The sequence below is a fragment of the Achromobacter sp. SX5 genome, assembly GCF_056711425.1.
The window spans coordinates 1,920,750-1,942,853 of sequence record NZ_CM160041.1; the positions used below are offsets into that span (position 1 = coordinate 1,920,750).

Annotated in this window: 21 protein-coding genes; 20 read left to right on the forward strand and 1 reads right to left on the reverse strand. The window is 68.1% G+C overall.

The window, feature by feature from the left end; all coding sequences use genetic code 11:
• Window positions 1–46: 46 nt before the first annotated feature.
• From AC1M14_RS09045 to AC1M14_RS09080, 8 genes are all read left to right on the forward strand, one after another.
• A complete protein-coding gene (locus AC1M14_RS09045) occupies window positions 47–433 on the forward strand; it encodes a DUF350 domain-containing protein (protein WP_102772379.1) in 387 nt (128 codons plus the stop codon).
• A 42-nt stretch (window positions 434–475) separates the two neighbouring features.
• On the forward strand, window positions 476–1,501 hold the full coding sequence (locus tag AC1M14_RS09050) for an SPFH domain-containing protein (RefSeq protein WP_102772378.1): 1,026 nt from the start codon (window positions 476–478) through the stop codon (window positions 1,499–1,501).
• Window positions 1,502–1,515: 14 nt separating this feature from the next.
• Complete coding sequence (locus tag AC1M14_RS09055; protein WP_111824668.1) at window positions 1,516–2,988, forward strand: DUF4178 domain-containing protein; 1,473 nt, start codon at window positions 1,516–1,518, stop codon at window positions 2,986–2,988.
• A 4-nt stretch (window positions 2,989–2,992) separates the two neighbouring features.
• A complete protein-coding gene (locus AC1M14_RS09060) occupies window positions 2,993–3,145 on the forward strand; it encodes a hypothetical protein (RefSeq protein ID WP_168202097.1) in 153 nt (50 codons plus the stop codon).
• Window positions 3,142–3,492 (forward strand): adenosylmethionine decarboxylase, encoded by a 351-nt coding sequence (speD, locus tag AC1M14_RS09065; RefSeq protein WP_102772376.1) that lies wholly within the window; start codon window positions 3,142–3,144, stop codon window positions 3,490–3,492. Before AC1M14_RS09060 ends, speD begins: the two co-directional genes overlap by 4 nt.
• Window positions 3,493–3,592: 100 nt before the next feature.
• Window positions 3,593–4,348, forward strand: a complete 756-nt coding sequence (gene modA, locus AC1M14_RS09070) for a molybdate ABC transporter substrate-binding protein (protein WP_209165202.1) — start codon at window positions 3,593–3,595, stop codon at window positions 4,346–4,348.
• Between the two features lie 23 nt (window positions 4,349–4,371).
• Window positions 4,372–5,058, forward strand: coding sequence for a molybdate ABC transporter permease subunit (modB, locus tag AC1M14_RS09075; RefSeq protein ID WP_102772374.1), 687 nt, complete (start codon window positions 4,372–4,374; stop codon window positions 5,056–5,058).
• Window positions 5,055–5,741 carry an ATP-binding cassette domain-containing protein gene (locus AC1M14_RS09080; protein ID WP_479731432.1) on the forward strand — a complete coding sequence of 229 codons (687 nt, stop codon included), beginning with the start codon at window positions 5,055–5,057 and terminating at the stop codon, window positions 5,739–5,741. Before modB ends, AC1M14_RS09080 begins: the two co-directional genes overlap by 4 nt.
• Window positions 5,742–5,755: 14 nt before the next feature.
• Here the strand turns inward: AC1M14_RS09080 and AC1M14_RS09085 are convergent, their stop codons facing one another.
• The gene (locus AC1M14_RS09085; RefSeq protein ID WP_111824671.1) at window positions 5,756–6,550 is read right to left on the reverse strand and encodes a TOBE domain-containing protein; all 795 of its coding nucleotides are present in this window, start codon (window positions 6,548–6,550) and stop codon (window positions 5,756–5,758) included.
• A 144-nt stretch (window positions 6,551–6,694) separates the two neighbouring features.
• On the opposite strand from AC1M14_RS09085, the gene AC1M14_RS09090 reads away from it, so the two are divergent.
• From AC1M14_RS09090 to AC1M14_RS09145, 12 genes are all read left to right on the forward strand, one after another.
• Window positions 6,695–7,291: a DUF4136 domain-containing protein gene (locus AC1M14_RS09090; RefSeq protein WP_102772370.1), complete on the forward strand. Its 597-nt coding sequence runs from the start codon at window positions 6,695–6,697 to the stop codon at window positions 7,289–7,291.
• A gap of 17 nt (window positions 7,292–7,308) precedes the next feature.
• Window positions 7,309–8,502 carry a patatin-like phospholipase family protein gene (locus AC1M14_RS09095; RefSeq protein WP_209165203.1) on the forward strand — a complete coding sequence of 398 codons (1,194 nt, stop codon included), beginning with the start codon at window positions 7,309–7,311 and terminating at the stop codon, window positions 8,500–8,502.
• A gap of 208 nt (window positions 8,503–8,710) precedes the next feature.
• A complete protein-coding gene (locus AC1M14_RS09100) occupies window positions 8,711–9,955 on the forward strand; it encodes an efflux RND transporter periplasmic adaptor subunit (protein WP_479731434.1) in 1,245 nt (414 codons plus the stop codon).
• 62 nt (window positions 9,956–10,017) lie between these two features.
• A complete protein-coding gene (locus AC1M14_RS09105) occupies window positions 10,018–13,233 on the forward strand; it encodes an efflux RND transporter permease subunit (protein ID WP_102772367.1) in 3,216 nt (1,071 codons plus the stop codon).
• Window positions 13,230–14,717, forward strand: coding sequence for an efflux transporter outer membrane subunit (locus AC1M14_RS09110; protein ID WP_102772366.1), 1,488 nt, complete (start codon window positions 13,230–13,232; stop codon window positions 14,715–14,717). Before AC1M14_RS09105 ends, AC1M14_RS09110 begins: the two co-directional genes overlap by 4 nt.
• Window positions 14,714–15,454 (forward strand): pyridoxine 5'-phosphate synthase, encoded by a 741-nt coding sequence (locus tag AC1M14_RS09115; protein ID WP_102772365.1) that lies wholly within the window; start codon window positions 14,714–14,716, stop codon window positions 15,452–15,454. The genes AC1M14_RS09110 and AC1M14_RS09115 overlap by 4 nt, the downstream gene beginning before the upstream one ends.
• A 13-nt stretch (window positions 15,455–15,467) precedes the next feature.
• Window positions 15,468–15,893 (forward strand): holo-ACP synthase, encoded by a 426-nt coding sequence (gene acpS, locus AC1M14_RS09120; RefSeq protein WP_111824676.1) that lies wholly within the window; start codon window positions 15,468–15,470, stop codon window positions 15,891–15,893.
• 51 nt (window positions 15,894–15,944) lie between these two features.
• Window positions 15,945–17,003 carry a beta-N-acetylhexosaminidase gene (gene nagZ, locus AC1M14_RS09125; protein WP_102772363.1) on the forward strand — a complete coding sequence of 353 codons (1,059 nt, stop codon included), beginning with the start codon at window positions 15,945–15,947 and terminating at the stop codon, window positions 17,001–17,003.
• Window positions 16,966–18,792: an excinuclease ABC subunit UvrC gene (uvrC, locus tag AC1M14_RS09130; RefSeq protein ID WP_102772362.1), complete on the forward strand. Its 1,827-nt coding sequence runs from the start codon at window positions 16,966–16,968 to the stop codon at window positions 18,790–18,792. The genes nagZ and uvrC overlap by 38 nt, the downstream gene beginning before the upstream one ends.
• Window positions 18,793–18,971: 179 nt before the next feature.
• Window positions 18,972–19,544 carry a CDP-diacylglycerol--glycerol-3-phosphate 3-phosphatidyltransferase gene (gene pgsA, locus AC1M14_RS09135; protein WP_102772361.1) on the forward strand — a complete coding sequence of 191 codons (573 nt, stop codon included), beginning with the start codon at window positions 18,972–18,974 and terminating at the stop codon, window positions 19,542–19,544.
• Window positions 19,545–19,674: 130 nt separating this feature from the next.
• On the forward strand, window positions 19,675–20,979 hold the full coding sequence (locus AC1M14_RS09140) for an MFS transporter (RefSeq protein ID WP_111824679.1): 1,305 nt from the start codon (window positions 19,675–19,677) through the stop codon (window positions 20,977–20,979).
• A 110-nt stretch (window positions 20,980–21,089) separates the two neighbouring features.
• Complete coding sequence (locus AC1M14_RS09145; RefSeq protein ID WP_102772359.1) at window positions 21,090–22,091, forward strand: cytochrome-c peroxidase; 1,002 nt, start codon at window positions 21,090–21,092, stop codon at window positions 22,089–22,091.
• Window positions 22,092–22,104: the final 13 nt, after the last annotated feature.

Here is a 22,104-nt window from a genome sequence, read left to right on the forward strand (position 1 = left end):
GGCGTATATACTGCGCGCAATTGGAGGGCTGGCAATGGGAGAAGCAATGCATCCGGCGGTGACCTATCTGATCTACATGGCTTCGGCGCTCGCGATGCTGGGCGTCTTCACGGCCGTCTACACGGCGGTGACGCGCTACCCGGAATTCGAGCTGATCCACGAAGGCAACATCGCCGCCGCGCTGTCCTACGGCGGCGCGCTGGTGGGCTTCAGCCTGACGCTGGGCTCCAGCATCGCGCTGCACGCCAGCTTCGTCATGTTCCTGGTCTGGGGTCTGGCCGCCATGCTGGTGCAGATCGTCGTCTACGTGGTGGTGGCGCAGGCCATCCGCGGAATGAACGACGCCATCAGGGAAAACAATATCGCCATGGGCGGCCTGATCGGCTCGATCTCGATCGCCGCCGGCATCGTCAACGCCGCCTGCCTGACCTGACACGCAAGGCGGGCAGTCTCCGACCCGACAGGAGGACTTTCCATGAGTCTCGGTTCATTCATCCGCAAGCAGTTCATCGACATCCTGCAATGGAACGAGGATCGCGACGGCGTGCTCGCCTGGCGCCATCCGATGCAGGACTTCGAAATCCAGTACGGCGCCAGCCTGACCGTGCGCGAGTCGCAGATGGCGGTGTTCGTCAACGAAGGCAAGGTGGCCGACGTGTTCGGCCCCGGCATGTACAAGCTCACCACGCAGACGCTGCCGATCCTGACCTACCTGAAGAACTGGGACAAGCTGTTCGAGTCGCCCTTCAAGTCGGACGTGATCTTCTTCAGCACGCGGCTGCAGCTGGGCCGGCGCTGGGGCACGGCGCAGCCGGTCACGCTGCGCGACAGCGAATTCGGCATGGTGCGGCTGCGCGCGTTCGGCGTGTATTCCTACCAGATCTCCGACCCGGGCAAGTTCTACCGCGAAGTCAGCGGCACGCGCGATGAATACACCGTCGACGACCTGGAAGCGCAGCTGCGCAACATGGTGGTTGCGGCCATGACCACGGCGCTGGGCGGCTCCAAGGTGCCGTTCCTGGACATGGCCGGCAACCAGGGCCTGATGTCGCAAAGCATCGCCGAACAGCTCGCGCCGGTGTTCGACCGCTATGGCGTCAGGCTGGACAACTTCACGGTGGAAAACGTCTCGCTGCCGGAGGAACTGCAGAAGGCGCTGGACACGCGGATCTCGATGGGCATGGCCGGCGACCTCGGCAAGTTCACCCAGTACCAGACCGCCACCTCGATTCCGCTGGCCGCGCAGAACGAAGGCGGCATCGCCGGCATCGGCGCGGGCCTGGCCGCCGGCGCGGCGCTGGGCCAGACCATGGCGCAGGGGCTGGGCGCGGCGCAGGGCCAGCCGCCCGCGCAGCCGGGCCAGCAACCTGCGCAGCCCGCTGCAGGCGCGGACCCGGTGCAGCGCCTGCAGCAGCTCAAGGACCTGCTGGACAAGGGGCTGATCACGGCGGCCGACTATGACTCGGCCAAGGCCGAGGTGCTGAAGAAACTCACCAGCTAGGACCTGGCCCACGCATGCAACAGGTTCTGTGTCCGCAGTGCGGCGCTCCCGTCAAGTTCACCTCCACGGCTTCCGTGATGGCGGTCTGCGGCGCGTGCCGCAGCACCTTGCTCAAGGATGCGGACTCGGTCCGGCGCATCGGCGAAACGGCCGAGGTGCTGGAGGACTATTCGCCGCTGTGCCTGGGCGCGGCCGGCAAGTACGAGGACAAGCGCTTCGACGTCATCGGCCGCATCCAGCTGCGCTACGAAGAAGGCTACTGGAACGAGTGGTACCTGTGGTTCGAGGACGGCTCGGACGGCTGGCTGTCGGACGCTTCGGGCCAGTACGCCGTGACCCGGCGGCGCAAGGTCAAGGACGCGCACGGCATGCCGCCGTTCGAGGAAATCGCGCCGGGCGTGGAAATAAAGCTGGACGGCCAGCGCTACACGGCCGCCGACGTGCGGGTCAGCCAGGCCGGCGGCGCGCAGGGCGAGCTGCCCTTCGTGCCCGGCGACGGCTGGCAGGCCAGGGCCGCGGACTTCCGCAGCCTGGACACGTTCCTGACGCTGGACTATTCCGACGGGCCGGAGCCGGTGCTCTATATCGGCAAGGCGTTCGACCTGTCAGCCATGCAGGCGGCGTCGCTGCGCAGCCCGGAGCAGGTGGAGGAAACCGCCGGCCGGTTCCGCGGCCAGATCAAGGCGCTGGACTGCCCCAATTGCGGCGCCCCGATAAGCTTCGTGGCGGCCCTGGCCACGCAGGTGATCTGCCCCTCGTGCGCGGCGGCGGTCGATTGCTCGGGCCCCACGGCCGAGGTCATCGAGAAGGCGCGCAAGGTCGAGGCGATCCAGACCACGCTGGCGCTGGGCGCGCGCGCCGAGATCGACGGTGCCGCCTACACCATCATCGGCCTGATGAAGTGCGCCGATCCCGATCCCGAAGAGCCTTCGGACTGGATCGAATACCTGCTGTTCAATCCCACCAAGGGCTTTATCTGGCTGGTGGAGACGGACGAGGGCTGGGAGCGCGTGCAGGTCTGCGACAGCTGGCCCAGCCATAACGACGCGACCAGCGTGCGCTGGCGTTCCAAGCTGTACAAGAAGCTGTACGACTACACCTCGCGCGTCGAACTGGCGCTGGGCGCCTTCAACTGGCGCGTGAAAGTGGGCGACAGCACCGCGATCACGGATTACCAGGCCACCAGCCTCAAGCTCACGCGCGAACTGACCGACACCGAACTGGGCTGGTCGGCAAGCACGCCGGTGGGGGCCGCCCAGGTGGCGCGGTGGTTCGGCAAGCCCCAACTGGCCGGGCAGAAGGCCGCGCCGCGCCGCGCCGCGCAGGACGGCGGCTACCGCAAGTGGGCCTGGATCGCCATGATCGGGCTGGGCGCGCTCAACCTGGACGAGATTTTCAGCGGACACTTCATGCCCATCGTGATCGGCATGGCGTTCCTCTGGGTTCCCGCCGTGCTGGCGGACAGATTTTCCGGCAAGGACGAATAGCGCGATGGGCAAGATCCTGTATGCCATCTATGCCGTGGTGGTGGTGCTGGCCGCGACCAGCGCCGCCAGCTCCCCGGGCGGCGCCTATCGGGGCGGCGGCGGTTGGGGCGGCAGTTCGGGCAGTTCCGGCTGGTCTTCCGGCGGGTTCCACAAGTGACCGTGCACGCCACCGCCGGCCGCCACGTGCTGGCCGATTTCCGCGGCGTGCAGGCCGGGCGCCTGTCCGATCCGCAGGCGCTGGAGCGGCAGCTGGTCGACGCGGCCCGGGCCGCCGGGGCGCAGGTGCTGAGCGCCCATTTCCACCATTTCGGCGAGGGCGCCGGCGTGACCGGCGTAGTCATGCTGAGCGAATCCCACATCAGCATCCATTCGTGGCCCGAGCACCGCTACGCGGCCCTGGACATCTTCATGTGCGGCGCGGCCCGGCCCGAACTCGCGCTGGAACGGCTGCGCGAACTGCTGGCGCCCGAGTCGGTGAACGTCACCACGGTGGCGCGCGGCTGAGGCCGCCTCTTTGCTTGATCTGGCTCAATCTCCCGCGCAGAGCCAAATTGACGATCGTTATATACCTATATATATTTCGTGAGTCTGCACGGAGAAAACTATGTTCAAACGTCCCCTCGTCACGCTGTCCGCGGCGCTTGCCCTTGCCTGGGGCGGCGGCGTCCACGCCGGCGAGTTGGTGGTGTCGGCCGCCGCCAGCCTGACCAACGCGTTCAAGGAAGTGGCGCAGGGCTACGAGAAAGCGCACGCCGGCGCCAAGGTGATCCTGAATTTCGGCGCCTCCGACGTGCTGCTGCAGCAGATCGTCAAGGGCGCGCCGGCCGACGTGTTCGCCTCGGCCGACCAGAAAGCCATGGACAAGGCGGTCGCCGAGAAAGCGGTGCGGCCGGCGTCGCGGGTGGACTTCGCCGCCAACCAGGTGGTGCTGATCGTGCCGGCCGACAGCAAGGCGGGCATCGCGGCGCTCGAGGACCTGACGCGCCCGGAGATCAAGCGCGTGGCCTACGGCAACCCGGCCTCGGTGCCGGTGGGGCGCTACACCAAGGGCGCGCTGGAGGCCGCCGGCCTGTGGGACGCGGTGCAGGCCAAGAGCGTGCTGGCCCAGAACGTGCGTCAGAGCCTGGACTACGTGGCGCGCGGCGAGGTCGACGCGGGCTTCGTGTTCGCCACCGACGCGGCCATCATGCCCGACAAGGTCAGGATCGCGGTGCGCGTGCCCTCGCAGACGCCGGTGACCTATCCCATCGCCATCACGGCGCGCGACGCGGCGGCCAGGCAAGCCGAAAGTTTCGTCGCCTATGTGCTGTCTCCCGCCGGTCAGGCGATACTGTCGCGCTACGGCTTCCAGAAGCCCTGAGACCTGTTGAATCGTAGGCGCCCATGACTGATCCGGTTTGGGTCCCGCTGCTGCTTTCCCTGAAAGTGGCGGGCTGGGCAACGCTATTGGCCGCCGTGTCCGGCACGGCCGCGGCCTATGCGCTGTCGCGCTGGCGCTGGCCGGGCCGCGACCTGCTGGACGCCATCTTCACCTTGCCGCTGGTGCTGCCGCCCACGGTGCTGGGCTATTACCTGCTGGTGTTGCTGGGCCGGCGCGGCGTCATCGGCGAGACGCTGGCCGGCTGGGGCATAGAGCTGGTATTCACCTGGCAGGGCGCGGTGATCGCCGCGTCCGTGGTGGCTTTCCCGCTGGTGTTCAAGTCGGCCCGCGCCGCCTTCGAGAACGTGGACGGCCAGCTGGAGAACGCGGCGCGCGTGCTGGGCGTGTGCGAGGCGGGCGTGTTCTTCCGCGTCACGCTGCCCTTGGCCGCGCGCGGCATCGCCGCCGGCGTGTTGCTGGCGTTCGCCCGCGCGCTGGGCGAATTCGGCGCCACGCTGATGATCGCCGGCAACCTGCCCGGACGCACCCAGACCCTGTCGGTGGCGATCTACGAAGCGGTGCAGGCCGGCGACGACGCCACCGCCAACCTGCTGGTGCTGGTGACTTCCGCGACCTGCATCGTGGTGCTGCTGCTGGCCGGCAGGCTGGTGCCGCTGGCCGGCGGGCGGCGCGAGGAGGGCGCGCGATGAGCGTCAGCATCCAGGTGCGCAAGCAGATGCAGTCGGGCGAACGGCGTTTTTCGCTGGACGTGGCCTTCGATTCCTCGGCCAAGCGCATCGCGCTGTTCGGCCCGTCCGGCGCCGGCAAGAGCCTGACCCTGCGCGCGGTGGCCGGCCTGCTGCGCCCGGACGCCGGGCGCATCGAGATCAACGGCCGCGTGCTTTACGACGCCGCGGCCGGCATCTGCCTGCCGGCGCAGTCGCGCCGCGTGGCCTATCTGTTCCAGGACTACGCGCTGTTTCCCCACCTGACCGTGGCGCAGAACATCGCGTTCGGATTGCGCCGCGGCTGGCTCAACCCGCCCAGACGCGAGGTCGGCCCGCAGGCGCGCCGCTGGGTGGAAGCGTTCGAACTGGGCGCCATCGTAGGCAGTTATCCCGCCGAGATCTCCGGCGGCCAGAAGCAGCGCGTGGCGCTGGCGCGCGCCCTGATGCTGCAGCCGGACATCCTGCTGCTGGACGAACCGTTCTCGGCCCTGGACGCGCAGCTGCGCGGCAAAATGCGGCTGGAGCTCAACGCCTTGCAGCGCCAGCTGGACGTGCCCATGCTGCTGATCACGCACGACCCCGCCGACGTGGACGCCCTGGCCGACGAAGTGTTCGAAGTGGGCGAGGGCAGCGTGCGCCGCCATGACGCGGACGTGGGCGTGTAATCTCCCGGACCGCCTTAATCCAGCACCCCGAGAATCACGCTCGAAGCCTTGAAGATCGCCACCGCGTCCGCGCCGACGTCCAGCCCCAGGTCCTTGGCGCTTTCGTTGGTGACGATGGCCGCCAGCGTGACCCCGCCCTCCAGCGCAATCAGGATCTCGCTGTTGACCGCGCCCGGATGCAGCGCCGAGATCGTGCCCGGCAGCTGGTTGCGCGCCGACAGGCGCAGGCCCGGTCCGGGCGCGCCGACGATGACCGACGAGGCCTTGATCAGCGCGATCGCCTCCTTGCCCACGGCCAGGTCCAGTTCCTGCGTGCTTTCGCGGGTGATGGTGGCGGTGATGGCCTGGCCGCCGGCGATGCGCAGCACGATCTCGTCGTTGACGGCGCCGGCGCGCACCTGGATGACGGTGCCCAACAGCTTGTTGCGCGCGCTGGTCTTGAGCATGAAGCGCCTCATGAGGTCGATGTCGCCGCTGGCGTCCAGGCCGGCGCGGGTCAGGTTTTCCATGAACTTGCGGTGTTCCGCCTCCAGCGCCCGGAAGGTCGCGATCAGGCGGCGGGCGCGATCGGTGAGGCGGGTGCCGCCGCCGCCCTTGCCGCCGGCCGCACGGATCACCAGCGGTTCGCCGGCCAGGTTGTTCATGGCGTCGATGGCGTCCCAGGCGCCCTTGTAGCTCATGCCCACGGCGCGCGCGGCGTTGGTGATCGAGCCGGTGGCGTCGATCTGCGCCAGCAGGTCTATGCGGTTTTTTCCGCCCCAGGTCTGGGCGCCGGAACGAAACCAGATCGAGCCGTCGAGTTCCAACATCGGTAGCGGGCCTGTGCGGTGTGTAGACAGGCGCAGAGTGTACTGGACGGCGCGCCGCGCGGGCACGGTGAGAATGAGATTCTGTTGATATTTCGCGGGCTTCGCGGCACTATGTTTGCGCCTTGGGCTCTCGGAGAAAACGACATGAAAGCGTTGAAATGGCTGGCGGCGGGTTCCATGACGGGGTTGTTGGCGGCCTGCGCCTCGGGCCCCACGGTGAAAGGCGACTACGACCACCAGGCCGATTTCGCCCAGTACCGCACGTTCGGTTTCATGACGCCGCTGGGCACGGACCGGGCCGGCTACAGCACGTTGCTGACCGAGCGGCTCAAGAACGCCACGCGCAGCCAGATGGAGATGCGCGGCTACACCTATAGCGCCTCCAGTCCCGACCTGCTGGTCAACTTCGGCGCCAAGATGCAGCAGAAGACGCAGGTCACCCCGGCCGCCCCGATGGGGCCGTACTACGGCTACCGCGCGGGCTTCTACGGCGGCTGGCCCGGCTACGGCTGGGGCGAGGACGTCTATCAATATACTGAGGGCACCCTGAACATCGACCTGGTCGACGCGCGCCGCAGGCAGCTGGTGTGGGAAGGCGTGGCGGTGGGAGAGGTGCAGGACCCGGACAGCACCGGCTCCCCCCAGAAGGTGGACCAGGTCGTCGCCGAGATCTTCGCCAAGTATCCGTTCCGCGCCGGCGTGGCCGCGCCGCAGGTGCCGGACAAGCAGAGCAAACCCTAGCAGCAAGGAATTCCCGCATGAGCGCACGCCGCAAGGCACAGTCCAGGAACACCGGCGATACGCCGCCCTACGAAGTCGTCGCCCTGGTGCTGCAGGGCGGCGGCGCTCTCGGCGCCTACCAGGCCGGGGTCTACGAGGGGCTGCACGAGGCGGGCATCCGGCCCAACTGGATCTCGGGGATCTCCATCGGTTCCATCAATGCGGCCATCATCGCCGGCTCGCCCGAGGACGAGCGCGTGGAGCGGCTGCGCGGCTTCTGGGAAAGCATCTGCCGCCCGGCCGGTTTCGCCGCGCTGCCCTGGGGCGAGACGCTGGCGCAGATGTTCGCCGGCGTGCCGTTCGGCTTCGGCTCGCCGGTGCTGAACGGGCAGATATCGGCGATGCAGGCCCTGTTCTCCGGGCAGCCTGGGTTTTTCAAGCCGCGCGTGCCGCCGCCGTATCTGGTGCGCGGGCAGGGCGCGGCCTCCACCAGTTTCTACGACACCACGCCGCTGGCCGCGACGTTGCGGCAATTCGTGGATTTCGATCTGCTCAACAGCGGGGCGGTGCGCGCCAGCTTCGGCGCGGTCAACGTGCGCAGCGGCAACTTCGCCTATTTCGACAGCCTCAAGCACAAGCTGGAACCCGAGCACATCATGGCCTCGGGCGCCTTGCCGCCGGGTTTTCCGGCGGTCGAAATCGACGGCCAGCATTATTGGGACGGCGGCCTCGTCTCGAATACGCCGCTGGCGCAGGTGCTGACCACCGACACCATGCGCGACACCCTGGCGTTCCAGGTCGATCTATGGCCGGCGCGCGGCAATTTGCCGGCCTCGCTGGAAGACGTGGCCGAGCGCCAGAAGGACATCCAGTATTCGAGCCGGACCCGCCTGGTCACCGACCAGCTGCGGCGCGTGCTGAAACTGCGCCACGGGCTGCAGCGGCTGCTCGAGCGCCTGCCCGAGGCCGAGCGCAACGCCGCCGACCTGGCGGAATTGCGCAAGCTCTCGCATACGCCGGCCACCAATATCGTCAACTTGATATACGAATCCAAGCACGAAGAGCGATTTTCCAAGGATTATGAATTCGGCACCGAGGCCATGCGCGAGCACTGGGAAGCGGGGCTGGCCGATATACGCCATACCCTCGCCAAGCCCGGCATCCTGGACCGGCCCACCGAGAACAGCTGCTTCGTGACCCACGACATACACCGCAATGGCACGCGCACCTGAGGGCGCAGATTGTTGATTCCATGCCGCAAACCGGCGCGCGCGGGCGATTTTGCGAGATGAAAATCCGTGGTTTCCCCGATAACTGAGTTACATTAACGGGCTATTCAAACACCTTGATGACGAATGCGTTATTTTGACCGCGGGCAAAAGTCGCGGAAAAATAACGCGCTTGCTTGTCGCGACTACGGATACCTACGCGGGGGTTTCAATGCGGTTTTCGCCTAAACGTGTTTCGAGGCTGGCTTTTTCGGGCGGCGTCCTCGCGCTGATATTGGCGGGTTGCGGCGAAAAGCCGCAGATGAATCCAGGCATGCCGCAGGTAAGCGTCATCACGATCCAGCCGCAGCGCGCGCCCATCGTGTCGGAGCTGCCGGGCCGGGTCGACGCCGTGCGCGATGCGCAGATCCGTTCGCGGGTCACCGGCATCGTGCAGAAGATCACCTTCGAGCAGGGCGGCGACGTCAAGGAAAACCAGCTGCTGTTCAAGATCGACCCGGCGCCCTACAAGGCCGCCTACGATCAGGCCACCGCGCAGCTCAAGCAGGCGCAGGCCAACCTGTTCAGCGCCAAGCTGCTGGCCGACCGCTACGCGCCGCTGGTCAAGGCCAACGCCGTCAGCAAGCAGGAATACGACAACGCCGTGGCTTCGTACCGCCAGGCCGACGCCGCGGTCGCCGCTGCCAAGGCGGCGCAGGACAATGCCGCCATCAACCTGGGCTACACCGACGTCACCTCGCCCATCACGGGCCGCATCGGCAAGCCGCTGGTCACCGAGGGCGCGCTGGTCGAGGCCACGTCCGCCACGCAGATGGCCATCGTGCAGCAGCTCGACCCGATCTACGTGGACTTCACCCAGTCCACCGCGGAACTGGCGTCGCTGCGCCGCGCCTTCGCCAGCGGCAAGCTGCAGCAGGTCGGCAAGGACATGGCGCGCGCCACCATCGTGCTGGAAGACGGCACCGAGTACGACCATCCCGGCAAGCTGCTGTTCACCGGCATCACCGTGGACCCGTCCACCGGCCAGGTCAACCTGCGCGCCGAAGTGCCCAACCCCGACGGCATCCTGCTGCCCGGCATGTACGTGCGCGTGCGCCTGGAGCAGGGCGTCGACGACAAGGCGCTGATGGTGCCGCAGCAGTCGCTGCAGCGCACGGCCGACGGCATGCAGAGCCTGATGCTGGTCAAGGACAACAAGATCGAGCAGGTGCCGGTGACCACCGGCGGCGCCATCAAGAACCAATGGGTCGTCACCAGCGGCCTGAAGGCCGGCGACGTGGTGGTCGTGGAAGGCTTCCAGAAGGTCCGCCCGGGCGCGCCGGTCAAGGCCAGCCCCTGGACCAAGCAGCAGGGCGCGGCGCCCGCGCCGGGCGCCCAGCCCGCCGCAGCGCCGCAAGCCAAGCCCGAAGCCAAGCCGGACGCCAAGCCGGCCGAGCCCGCAGGCCAGAAATCTTAAGCGGCACGCGGCGCTTGCGCCGCGTTCCTCTTTCGTGAGCATCGCTTTCAGAGTCAGCCCACATGCCGCAATTTTTTATCGATAGACCGATTTTCGCCTGGGTAGTCGCCCTGTTCATCCTGCTGGCCGGGATACTGGCCATCCCGAACATGCCGGTTTCGCAGTATCCGGACGTGGCGCCGCCGGCGATCACCATCACGGCCACCTATCCGGGCGCCTCGGCCAATGAAGTGGCCGAGCAGGTCACCAGTATCATCGAGGACCAGCTCAACGGCGCCAAGGGCCTGATCTACTACGAGTCGGTCAGCGACTCGTACGGCACTTCGACCATCACCGCCACCTTCCGGCCCGGCACCAACCCCGATCTGGCGCAGGTGGACGTGCAGAACCGCGTGTCCAACGTGGTCGCGCAGCTGCCGACCGCCGTGCAGCAGCAGGGCCTGCAATACGAGCAGACCAGCACGGGCTTCCTGATGGTGGCGGCGGTGTCGTCCACCGACGGCTCGCTGGACCAGACCGCGCTGGCCGACTACATCACCCGCAACATCAAGAACCCGGTGTCGCGCGTGCCCGGCGTGGGCCAGTTCCAGCTGTTCGCCGCCCCGCGCGCCATGCGCGTCTGGGTGGACCCGGCCAAGCTGGTGGGCTTCAACCTGAGCATGTCGCAGGTCAACCAGGCCATCGCCAGCCAGAACGTGGTGATTTCGGGCGGCAGCATCGGCGCGCCGCCCAATCCGGATTCGCAGCGCATCACCGCCACGGTCACGGCCAACGGCCAGCTGAGCACGGTCGAGGGCTTCGGCCAGATCGTGCTGCGCGCCAACACCGACGGCTCCAAGGTGCTGCTGCGCGACGTCGCCCGCATCGAGGTCGGCGCCGACAACTACCAGTTCGGCGCCCGCCTGAACGGCAAGCCCACGGCGGCCTTCGCCATCGTGCTGTCGCCGGACGCCAACGCGCTGGCCACCGCGCAGGGCGTGCGCCAGCAGATGGAAGAACTGTCCAAGTACTTCCCCGGCAACATCACCTATTCCATCCCGTACGACACCGCGCCCTACGTGAAGGTGTCCATCGAGCAGGTGGTCCACACCCTGGTCGAGGCCATGGTGCTGGTGTTCCTGGTGATGTACCTGTTCCTGCAGAACGTGCGCTACACCCTGATCCCGGCGCTGGTGGTGCCGGTGGCCATGCTGGGGGCGTTCGCGGTGATGCTGGCGCTGGGCTTCTCCATCAACGTGCTGACCATGTTCGCGATGGTGCTGGCCATCGGCATTCTGGTGGACGACGCCATCGTGGTGGTCGAGAACGTCGAGCGCATCATGGCGACCGAAGGGCTGCCGCCCAAGGAAGCGACCAAGAAAGCCATGCCGCAGATCAGCGGGGCCATCATCGGCATCACGCTGGTGCTGGTGACCGTGTTCCTGCCGCTGGCCTTCATGAGCGGTTCGGTGGGCGTGATCTACCGCCAGTTCTCCGTGGCCATGGCCGTGTCGATCTTCTTCTCGGCGCTTTTGGCGCTGACCTTCACGCCGGCGCTGTGCGCCACCATTCTCAAGCCGGTGCCCAAGGGCCACCACAACGAGAAGAAGGGCTTCTTCGGCTGGTTCAACCGCAAGTTCGACGCCACCACCCACGGCTACCAGAACTGGGTGTCGCGCATCCTGCACCGCGGCGGGCGCATGATGCTGGTGTTCGCGCTGCTGGTGGTGCTGCTGGGCTGGCTGTACCTGCGCCTGCCTTCGTCCTTCCTGCCCGAGGAAGATCAGGGTTACGTGGTCAGCAACATCGAGCTGCCTACCGGCGCCACCGCCAACCGCACGGTCGAGGTGATCGAACAGGTCGAGAAATACTTCTCCGAGGTGCCGGCCGTCGAGAACGTGATCGCGGTGCAGGGCTACAGCTTCAACGGCAACGGCCTGAACGCCGCCATCGCCTTCGTCACGCTCAAGGACTTCGCCGAGCGCAAGGAGCGCCAGGATTCCGCCGGCGCGATCGCGTTCAAGGCCTTCGAGACGCAGTTGATGGGCATCCACGACGCGCAGGTGTTCACCCTGGTGCCGCCGGCCATCTCGTCGCTGGGCAACGCCACCGGCTTCGACTTCCGCCTGCAGGACCGCGCGGCGGCGGGTTCGGCCGCGCTGGCCGCGGCCACCGGCCAGCTGATGGGCGAGGCCATGAAGAGCCCGGTGCTGTCGCAGGTGCGCATCACCGGCCTGGGCGCCGGCACGCAGCTGAACCTGACGATCGACCGGGACAAGGCGGCCGCGCTGGGCGTGGACTTCAACGAGGCCGCCTCGCTGATCTCCACGGCGGTGGGCTCGGCCTACCTGAGCAAGTTCCCCAACATGGGCCGGATGCAGAACATCTGGGTGCAGGCCGACGCGCCGTACCGCATGCAGCTCAACGACGTGCTGCAGCTCAACGCGCGCAACGCCCAGGGCGGCATGGTGCCGCTGTCGACCTTCGTCAAGGCCGAATGGCAGCAGGGTCCGGTGCAGGTGGTGCGCTACAACAGCTACGAGTCCATGCGCATCAGCGGCGACGCGGCGCCGGGCTACACCACCGGCGAGGCCATGGCCGAGATGGAACGCCTGGTCGGGCTGCTGCCGCAGGGCTTCGGCTTCGAGTGGAACGGCCTGTCCTACCAGGAACGCCAGGCCGGCAACCAGGCCCCCATCCTGATGGGCCTGTCGCTGCTGGTCGTGTTCCTGGTGCTGGCGGCGCTGTATGAAAGCTGGGCGATCCCGCTGTCGGTGATGCTGGTGGTGCCGCTGGGCATGCTGGGCGCCGTGGCGCTGATCAGCGCGCTGGGCATGTCCAACGACGTGTACTTCCAGGTGGGCATGGTGACCGTGATCGGCCTGGCGGCCAAGAACGCCATCCTGATCGTGGAGTTCGCCAAGGACCAGTACGCCCGCGGCATGGGGCTGTACGAGTCCGCGGTGGAAGCCGCCAGGCTGCGTTTCCGCCCCATCCTGATGACCTCGCTGGCCTTCATCCTGGGCGTGGTCCCGCTGGCGATGGCGACCGGCGCGGGCGCGGCCAGCCAGCGCGCGGTGGGCCTGGGCGTGCTGGGCGGCATGCTCGCCGCCACGCCGTTCGCCGTGATTTTCGTGCCGACCTTCTTCGTGGTGGTGCTGGGCCTGTTCAAGACCCGCCCGCGCCTGCTGGGCGCCGAACTGCGCGCCTTCGAGGAAGAGCAGGCCGCCAGGAAGGCTGCCGGCGAGTCCGCGCAGGAACCCGCACAACCCAATGGTGGCCCGGAGGGCAAGCAATGATGGCCCTGAAGTTCAGACAGACCGCCTTGTCCGCCTGCGTGGCGGTGGCGTTGGCCGGCTGCTCGCTGGCGCCCGACTACAAGCGTCCCGATCCCCCGGTGTCGGGCCTGTGGCCCGACCAGCCCAAGGTGCAGTACGGCGGCTACGCCAAGCCCACCACGCTGGGCACCCAGCCGTCGACCGGGGTGATGCCGCAGGACGGCACGCCCGCGGCCGACCTGGGCTGGCGCGACTTCTTCCGCGATCCGCGCCTGCAAAGCCTGATCGAACTGGCGCTGGTCAACAACCGCGACCTGCGCGTGGCGGTGCAGCGCGTCGAAGAAGCCCGCGCCCAGTACGGCATCCAGCGCGGCGCGCAATGGCCCAGCATCGGCGCCGGCATCCAGGGCCAGCGTCAGCACCTGCCCGAAAACATGCGCATGCCGGGCGCCGGCTCGATCAGCAGCTCCTACCAGGCCGGCATCGGCCTGACGACCTTCGAGATCGACCTGTTCGGCCGCCTGCGCAACCTGTCCGAGGCCGCCTATCAGCAATACCTGTCGACCGAACAGGCGCAGAAAAGCGTGCACATCACGCTGGTGGGCGCGGTCGCCCAGTCGTATTTCAACCTGCGCGCCGCCGAGGTCCAGCTGGACCTGACGCAGCGCACGCTGGCCTCGCGCCAGGAGTCCTATGACCTGGTCAAGCGCCGCTTCGACGGCGGCGTGGCCTCGGAACTGGACCTGAACCAGTCCAAGTCGCTGCTGGATTCGGCCTCGGCCGACCTGGCGCAGCTGGCGCGCGCCCAGGCCCAGGCGACCAACGCCCTGGTGCTGCTGGTGGGCACGCCGCTGCCGCAGGACCTGCCGGCGCCGGCCACGTTCGGCCGCGACCAGCTGCTGGCCACGGTGCCGGCCGGCCTGCCGTCCGACCTGCTGGAGCGCCGCCCCGACATCGTCGCCGCGGAGAACCAGCTGAAGGCCGCCAACGCCAATATCGGCGCGGCGCGCGCGGCGTTCTTCCCGACCATCTCGCTGACCGGCCTGCTGGGCGTGGCCAGCCCGTCGCTGGGCGATCTGTTCAAGGGCGGGCAGGGGTACTGGAGCTTCTCGCCCTCGATCACCACGCCGCTGTTCGCCGGCGGCAGCATCCGCGAAGGGCTGAACCTGGCCAAGGCGCGCGACAATATCGCCGTGGCGCAGTACGAGCAGACCATCCAGCAGGCGTTCCGCGAAGTCTCGGACGCGCTGGCGGGCGAGGCCACCTATTCCGCCCAGCTCGACGCCCAGCGCGCGTTGCAGACCGCGTCGGCGCGCACCCTGGAACTGTCGAATCTGCGCTATACCAATGGTATCGACAGCTACCTGCAGGTGCAGACCGCGCAGGTGGACTTTTTCAATGCCCAGCTCGCGCTGGTCCAGACCGGCCTTGCGGCGCTGATCAACCGCGTGGAACTGTACAAGGCCCTGGGCGGCGGCTGGGAAGCAACGACGAAAGTGCAATGATAGAACTTGGTGTAAACATCGATCACGTCGCCACGCTGCGGCAGCAGCGCCACACGGCCTATCCCGACCCGGTGGCCGCCGCGCTGCGCGCCGAGGACGCCGGCGCCGACCTGATCACGCTGCATCTGCGCGAAGACCGGCGCCACATCCAGGACGCCGACGTCTACGCCATCCGGCCGCAGCTGCGCACGCGCATGAACCTGGAATGCGCGGTCACGCCCGAAATGCTGGAGATCGCCTGCGCGGTCAAGCCCGACGACGTCTGCCTGGTGCCAGAAAAGCGCACCGAGCTCACCACCGAGGGCGGGCTGGAAGTGGCCGGCGCCCTGGGCCCGGTGTCCGACGCCGTGGCGCTGCTCTCCGAAGCCGGCATCCGCGTCTCGCTTTTCATCGATCCGGACCCGGTCCAGATCGAGGCCGCGGCCAAGGCCGGCGCGCCGGTGATCGAACTGCATACCGGCGCCTACGCCGAAGCCGAAGGCCAGGCCGCCGAGGCCGAGCTGCAACGCCTGCGCGTGGCGCTGGCCGAGGGGCTGCGCCACGGCCTGCGCGTGAACGCCGGCCACGGCCTGCACTACGGCAACGTCGCGCCGGTGGCCGCGCTGGACGGCATCTCCGAGCTCAATATCGGCCACGCCATCGTGGCGCAGGCGGTGTTCGACGGCTGGGAGAAGGCCGTGCGCGACATGAAGGCGCTGATGGTGCAGGCCCGCCTGCAGGCGCTGCGCGGGCGCTGAGCCCCGGCTTCGCATGGCTGCTCCCGCTCCCGCTCCCGCAGGCGCCATCGCCGGCATCGGCATGGACCTGCTGCGCATCGACCGCATCGAGCGCGCGCTGGCGCGCCACGGCGACCGCTTCGCCGAAAAAATCCTGGGCGCCGAGGAATTGCAGAAATTCCACGCCCGCCGCGCGCGCGATCCGGCGCGCGGCCTGCGCTTTCTGGCCACGCGTTTCGCGGCCAAGGAAGCGTTTTCCAAGGCGATCGGCCTGGGCATGCGCATGCCCATGACCTGGCGGCGCGTGCAGACGCTGAACGCGCCCGGCGGACGTCCGGTGCTGGTGATCGCGCCCGAATTGCAGGACTGGTATGCGCAGCGCTTCGGCGCCGCCCATGTTTCCATTACCGACGAATCCGACATGGCCGCCGCCTACGTGGTGGTCGAACGCAAGCCCTGATTCCGGCTTCGCCGGCCGGCTTGCCGGACACAGACAGAAGGACAGCCTGACATGGCCAAGAAAAAATCCAGCAAGGCGCTGCCGCCCGGCCCCGTGATGGTCGACGTGGCGGGCTACTCGCTGACCAAGGAAGAAAAGCAGCGCCTGCGCCACCCGCTGGTGGGCGGCGTGATCCTGTTCGCGCGCAATTTCGAGAACCGCCGCCAGCTCACCAAGCTGACCCGCCAGATCCACAAGGCCCGCAAGGAACCGCTGCTGATCCTGGTCGACCACGAGGGCGGGCGCGTGCAGCGCTTCCGCGAGGACGGCTTCACGCCGCTGCCGCCGATGCGCGAGCTGGGTGCGCTGTGGGAACGCGACCCGCTCATGGCCATGCGCCTGGCGACCGAGGCCGGCTACGTGCTGGCCGCCGAGCTGCGCGCCTGCGGCGTGGACATGAGCTTCACGCCGGTGCTGGACCTGGACTACGGCGTGAGCAAGGTGATCGGCAACCGCGCCTTCCACCGCGATCCGCGCGTGGTGGCCATGCTCTCGCGCGCGCTGATCCAGGGCCTGCAGCTGGCCGGCATGTCGGCCTGCGGCAAGCATTTCCCCGGCCACGGATTCGTCGAGGCCGATTCGCACCACGAGATTCCCGTGGACGAACGCCCGCTGGAACGCATCCTGGAAGAGGACGCCGCGCCGTACGCCTGGCTGGGCGACGCCGTGCTGCCCTCGGTGATGCCCGCCCACGTGATCTATCCCAAGGTCGATTCCCAGCCGGCCGGCTTTTCGCGGCGCTGGGTGCAGGACATTCTGCGCAAGCGCCTGGCCTATGATGGCGTGGTGTTCTCCGACGACCTGACCATGGAAGGCGCCGCGGTGGCCGGCGACATCCTGGCCCGCGCCCAGGCCGCGCTGGGCGCCGGCTGCGATATGGTGCTGGTGTGCAACCGGCCCGACCTGGCCGACGACCTGCTGGCGCGCCTGGAATTCGAGCATCCGCCCGAATCCGTGGCCCGGATCCGCCGCCTGATGCCGCGCTACGCGGCGCCGGACTGGGACGCCCTGCAGGCCGAAACCCGTTACCAGAATGCCCGACGACTTCAATCTCAAATCGTTCCTGGCTGACCTGCCGCATCTGCCGGGCGTGTACCGGCACCTGGATGCGGCCGGGGAGGTCATGTATGTCGGCAAGGCGCGCGACCTGAAAAAGCGCGTCTCGTCGTATTTCCAGAAGAACCTGGCCAGCCCGCGCATCGCCCAGATGGTGGCGAAGGTGGCGCGGCTGGAGGTCACCGTCACGCGCTCGGAGGCCGAGGCGCTGATCCTGGAAAACAACCTCATCAAGAGCCTGAAGCCGCGCTACAACATCCTGTTTCGCGATGACAAGTCGTATCCGTACCTGCTGATCACCGGCCATGCCTGGCCGCGCATCGCCTACTACCGCGGCGCCACCAACAAGCGCGGCCAGTTTTTCGGCCCGTTCCCCAACGCCTGGGCGGTGCGCGAAACCATACAGATCCTGCAGAAAGTCTTCCGCCTGCGCACCTGCGAGGACACGGTTTTCGCCAACCGATCGCGGCCCTGCCTGCTGCACCAGATCGGCCGCTGCTCGGCGCCCTGCGTGGGCGCGATCGAGGCCGCGGAATACGAACGCGACGTGCAGCGCGCCGTGCGCTTCCTGAACGGCGAAGCCAAGGACGTGATGGGCGAGATCGAAAGCCGCATGCTGCAGGCCTCCAGCGAACTGCGCTTCGAGGAGGCCGCGGCGCTGCGCGACCAGATGGGGTCGCTGGCGCGCGTGCTGCACCAGCAGACCATGGAAAACGTCAGCGGCGAGGACACCGACATCATCGCGGTGGCCATCGCCGGCGGCAAGGTCTGCGTGAATCTCGCGATGGTGCGTGGCGGCCGCCACCTGGGCGACAAGCCTTTCTTTCCCTCGCACGCCGAGGGCGAGGCCGCGCCCCAGGTGCTGGAGGCCTTCGTGGCCCAGCACTACACCGACAACGTCATGCCGCCCGTGCTGGTGTGTTCGCACGCGCTGCCGGACGCCGGCCTGATCGAACTGCTGGTGGAGCAGGCCGGCGGACGGCCCGCCAGGGTGCTGACCCGGCCGCAAGGCACGCGCCGCGCCTGGCTGGAGCAGGCCGGCAAGAACGCCGAGATGGCCCTGGCGCGCGCGCTCACCGAATCCGGCGCGCGCGCGGCCCGCACGCTGGCGCTGGCCGAGGCGCTGGACCTGGACACCGACGAAGCCGCGCTGGACGCGCTGCGCATCGAGTGCTTCGACATCAGCCATACCGCCGGCGAAGCGACGCAGGCCTCCTGCGTGGTGTTCGAGCACCACGACATGCAGCCCTCGCTGTACCGCCGCTACAACATCGCCGGCATCACGCCGGGCGACGACTACGCCGCCATGCGCCAGGTGCTGACCCGCCGCTTCGCCAAGGTCGCCGACGGCGAGGCGCCGATGCCCGGCCTGGTGCTGATCGACGGCGGCAAGGGCCAGGTCGAGGTGGCGCGCAAGGTGTTCGCGGAACTGGGCCTGGACATCCAGACCCTGGTGGGCGTGGCCAAGGGCGAGGGCCGCAAGGTCGGCCTGGAAACCCTGGTCTTCGCCGACGAACGCCCGCCCGTCGCCCTGGGCGGCGAATCCGCGGCCCTGATGCTGATCGCCCAGGTCCGCGACGAAGCCCACCGCTTCGCCATCACCGGCATGCGCGCGCGCCGCGCCAAGGCGCGCAATGTCTCGCGCCTGGAAGAAATAGAAGGCGTAGGCGCCCGCCGCCGCCAGCGCCTGCTGGCCCGCTTCGGCGGCTTCTCCGGCGTGGCGTCGGCCAGCATAGAAGACCTGGCCTCGGTGGACGGCATCTCCTATGACCTGGCGATAAGAATCTATGAAGCCTTGCGTTAACCCCACAACGCTAAACTCCAAGCCCCCGACCTAGCCAAAGAACCCCACCCCCCGCAAGCAACCGCCGCCCCACAATCCAGGCCGCACAGATCCGGCTTCGCCGGTCTGTAGCGGCGCCCCCCTGGGGGGGAAGCGCCGCAGGCGCTTCGGGGGGGGTCTTGCTGTAGCATACGGACACTATGCCAATTAACGTACCCATTATCCTGACATGGCTGCGTATCGCCATGATCCCGCTGGTGGTCGGGCTGTTCTACCTGCCCGATAGCTGGATGTCCGTGCCCACGCGCGATACGCTCGCGGCCTGGGCCTTCATCATCGCGGCCCTGACCGACTGGTTCGACGGCTGGCTGGCCCGCCGCTGGAACCAGACTTCCGCGTTCGGCGCCTTCCTGGACCCGGTGGCCGACAAGCTCATGGTCTGCGCCGCGCTGATCGTGCTGCTGGACCTGAGCCGGGTGGACGCCTTCATCTCGCTCATCATCATCGGCCGGGAAATCACCATTTCCGCGCTGCGCGAATGGATGGCCAAGATCGGCGCCAGCGCCAGCGTGGCGGTGCACCGCCTGGGCAAGTTCAAGACCGCCGCGCAGATGGTGGCGATTCCCTGTCTGCTGTACAACCAGCCGATCTACGGCATCGACGCCAAGCTGCTGGGCGACGTGCTGATCGTCATCGCCGCGGTCCTGACCGTTTGGTCTATGCTGTATTACCTGCAGCGCGCCTGGCCCGCGATCCGCGAAAAGGCCATGTAGCGGCCGGGCCCGTCATGGCCCTGAACCTCAACCAGAATCCGACGCCGGGCCCATGCCGGACGTCGGCCGGAGACAACCCGCGCGGCGCCCCGGGCGCTGCGCACTTTGCCGCTATCGGCGGCCTTTTGCGATGAATACCGCTGCGAATACCCTGGCCGTGGACGCCGCCGTCCGCCGGCGCGACTGGAAAATCATTCTGCTGATCGGGGTGGCCCATGCCTCCTCGCACTTTTTCCAGCTGGTGCTGCCCTCGCTGTACGTTTCGCTGGGCAATGAATTCGGGCTGGACTTCGCCCGCCTGGGGCTGCTGGTTTCCACCTTCTACGTGGTGTCGGGCATCGGCCAGGCCTCCTCGGGCTTCGTGGTCGACCGGGTCGGCGCGCGGCCGGTGCTGTGGTTCGGGCTGGCCTGCTTCGTGCTGTCGGGGCTGCTGATCGGCTCGGCCACGGGCTACGCCATGCTGGTCGCGGCCGCCGTCGTGGGCGGCGTCGGCAACTCGGTATTCCATCCGGCCGACTATTCCATCATCAATCACCGCATCACCGCGCCGCGGCTGGGCCACGCGTTTTCCACGCACGGGCTGACCGGCAACCTGGGCTGGGCGCTGACGCCGGTGTTCATGACCACCATCACGCTGCTGGCCGACTGGCGCGTCGCGGCCTACAGCGCGGCCGGCCTGGTCGCGCTGGTGCTGCTGCTGACCGTGCTGGGACGCGACCTGCTCGGCGGCCCCTTGCCGCATGCCGAACAGGGCGAGGCCGAACCGAAGCCCGCCGCCGGCAAGACCTCGCCCAAGCCGCAGGAAGGCGTGCTGACCACGCTGGCCACGCTGCTGTCCAAGCCGGCGTTGTGGGGCGCGTTCCTGTTCTTCGCCTGCACCTCCATCGCGCTGTCCTCGGTGCAGAACTACACCATCCCGCTGCTGGGCCAGTTGTACGACTTGTCCAAGGTCGCCGCCAGCTCGGCGCTGTCGGGCTATATGGTGGCTTCGGCCGTCGGCATGGCCGCGGGCGGCTTCCTGGTGTCGGCCAATCCGCGCACCGAGCGCACGGTAATGGTGGCGCTGATCCTGGCGGGCCTGACCCTGGTGGTGCTGGCGCTGGGCCTGGTGCCGGCCGTGCTGGCCGCGCCCGTGGTGGGCCTTGCCGGTTTCTGCTCCGGCGTGGCCGCGCCTTCGCGCGACATGCTGATCCGCCGCGTCACGCCCAAGGGCGCCACCGGCTCGGTCTACGGCCTGGTCTATTCCGGCATGGACGTGGGCTCGGCCCTGGGGCCGCTGGCCTTCGGCCTGCTGCTCGACGCCGGCCTGCGCCAGGGCCCGTGGGTGGGCGCCGGCGTGGCGTTCGCGGCCGCGGCCCTGCTGGCGCAGTGGATCGCGGTGCAGGCGCGCCGCGCCGAACCCGCCGCTGCCGGCGGAGCGGTGGCGCGCCCCTGAGCGCACGGCCGGCGCCCGCCGGCCGCCTCTTGACACGACGCAAAGCCCGCCCGGCTTCAGCCTGATGTAATGACCTTGCAGTCATAAAGGTCATTACCCAGGAGAAGCAAATGAAGAAGGCAAGCGTGTTGCTGGCAGCGGGGATCGCCTTGGGCGGCTGGAACGCCCTGGCTTCGGCGGCCTCGCAGGAACCGATACAGCCGGTGGAACCCGCCGTCGTCAAGGACCCCGCCAAGGTCGAACTCGGCAAGAAACTGTTCTTCGATCCGCGCCTGTCGCGGTCCGGCGCGATTTCCTGCAACTCCTGCCACAACCTGGGCATGGGCGGTTCGGACAACCTCAAGGCCTCCATCGGCCACCAGTGGCAGAAGGGCGGGATCAATTCGCCCACCGTGCTCAATTCCAGCCTGAACATCGCGCAGTTCTGGGACGGCCGCGCCAAGGACCTGCGCGAGCAGGCCGGCGGCCCCATCGCCAACCCCATGGAAATGGCGTCCACGCACGAACTGGCCATCCAGGTGCTGAGCTCGATTCCCGGCTACCGCGCCGAATTCAAGCAGGTCTTCGGCAAGGACGGCATCACTATCGAGGAAGTGACCGGCGCGCTGGCCGCGTTCGAGGAAACCCTGGTCACGCCCAACTCGCGCTTCGACCAATGGCTGCGCGGCGACAAGAAGGCGCTGACCGTGCGCGAGCTGGCCGGCTACGAACTCTTCAAGAACAGCGGCTGCGTCGCCTGCCACAACGGCGTGGCGGTGGGCGGCAACTCGTTCCAGAAGATGGGCCTGGTCATGCCGTACCAGACCGAGAACAAGGCCGAGGGCAGGGCGGCGGTGACCGGCAAGGACGCCGACCGCTTCAACTTCAAGGTGCCCACGCTGCGCAACGTGGCGCTGACCTATCCGTACTTCCATGACGGCGAGGCCGCCACGCTGACCGAAGCCGTGGACATCATGGGCCGGCTCCAGCTGGGCCGCACCTTCACGCCCGACGAGAACGGGCAGATCGTGGCCTTCCTGAAGACGCTGACCGGCGACCAGCCGGCGATCCAGTACCCGATACTGCCGCCGTCGGCCGACGACACCCCGCGGCCCGAGCCCTTCGTGAAGTAAGGCCCGGGCCGGG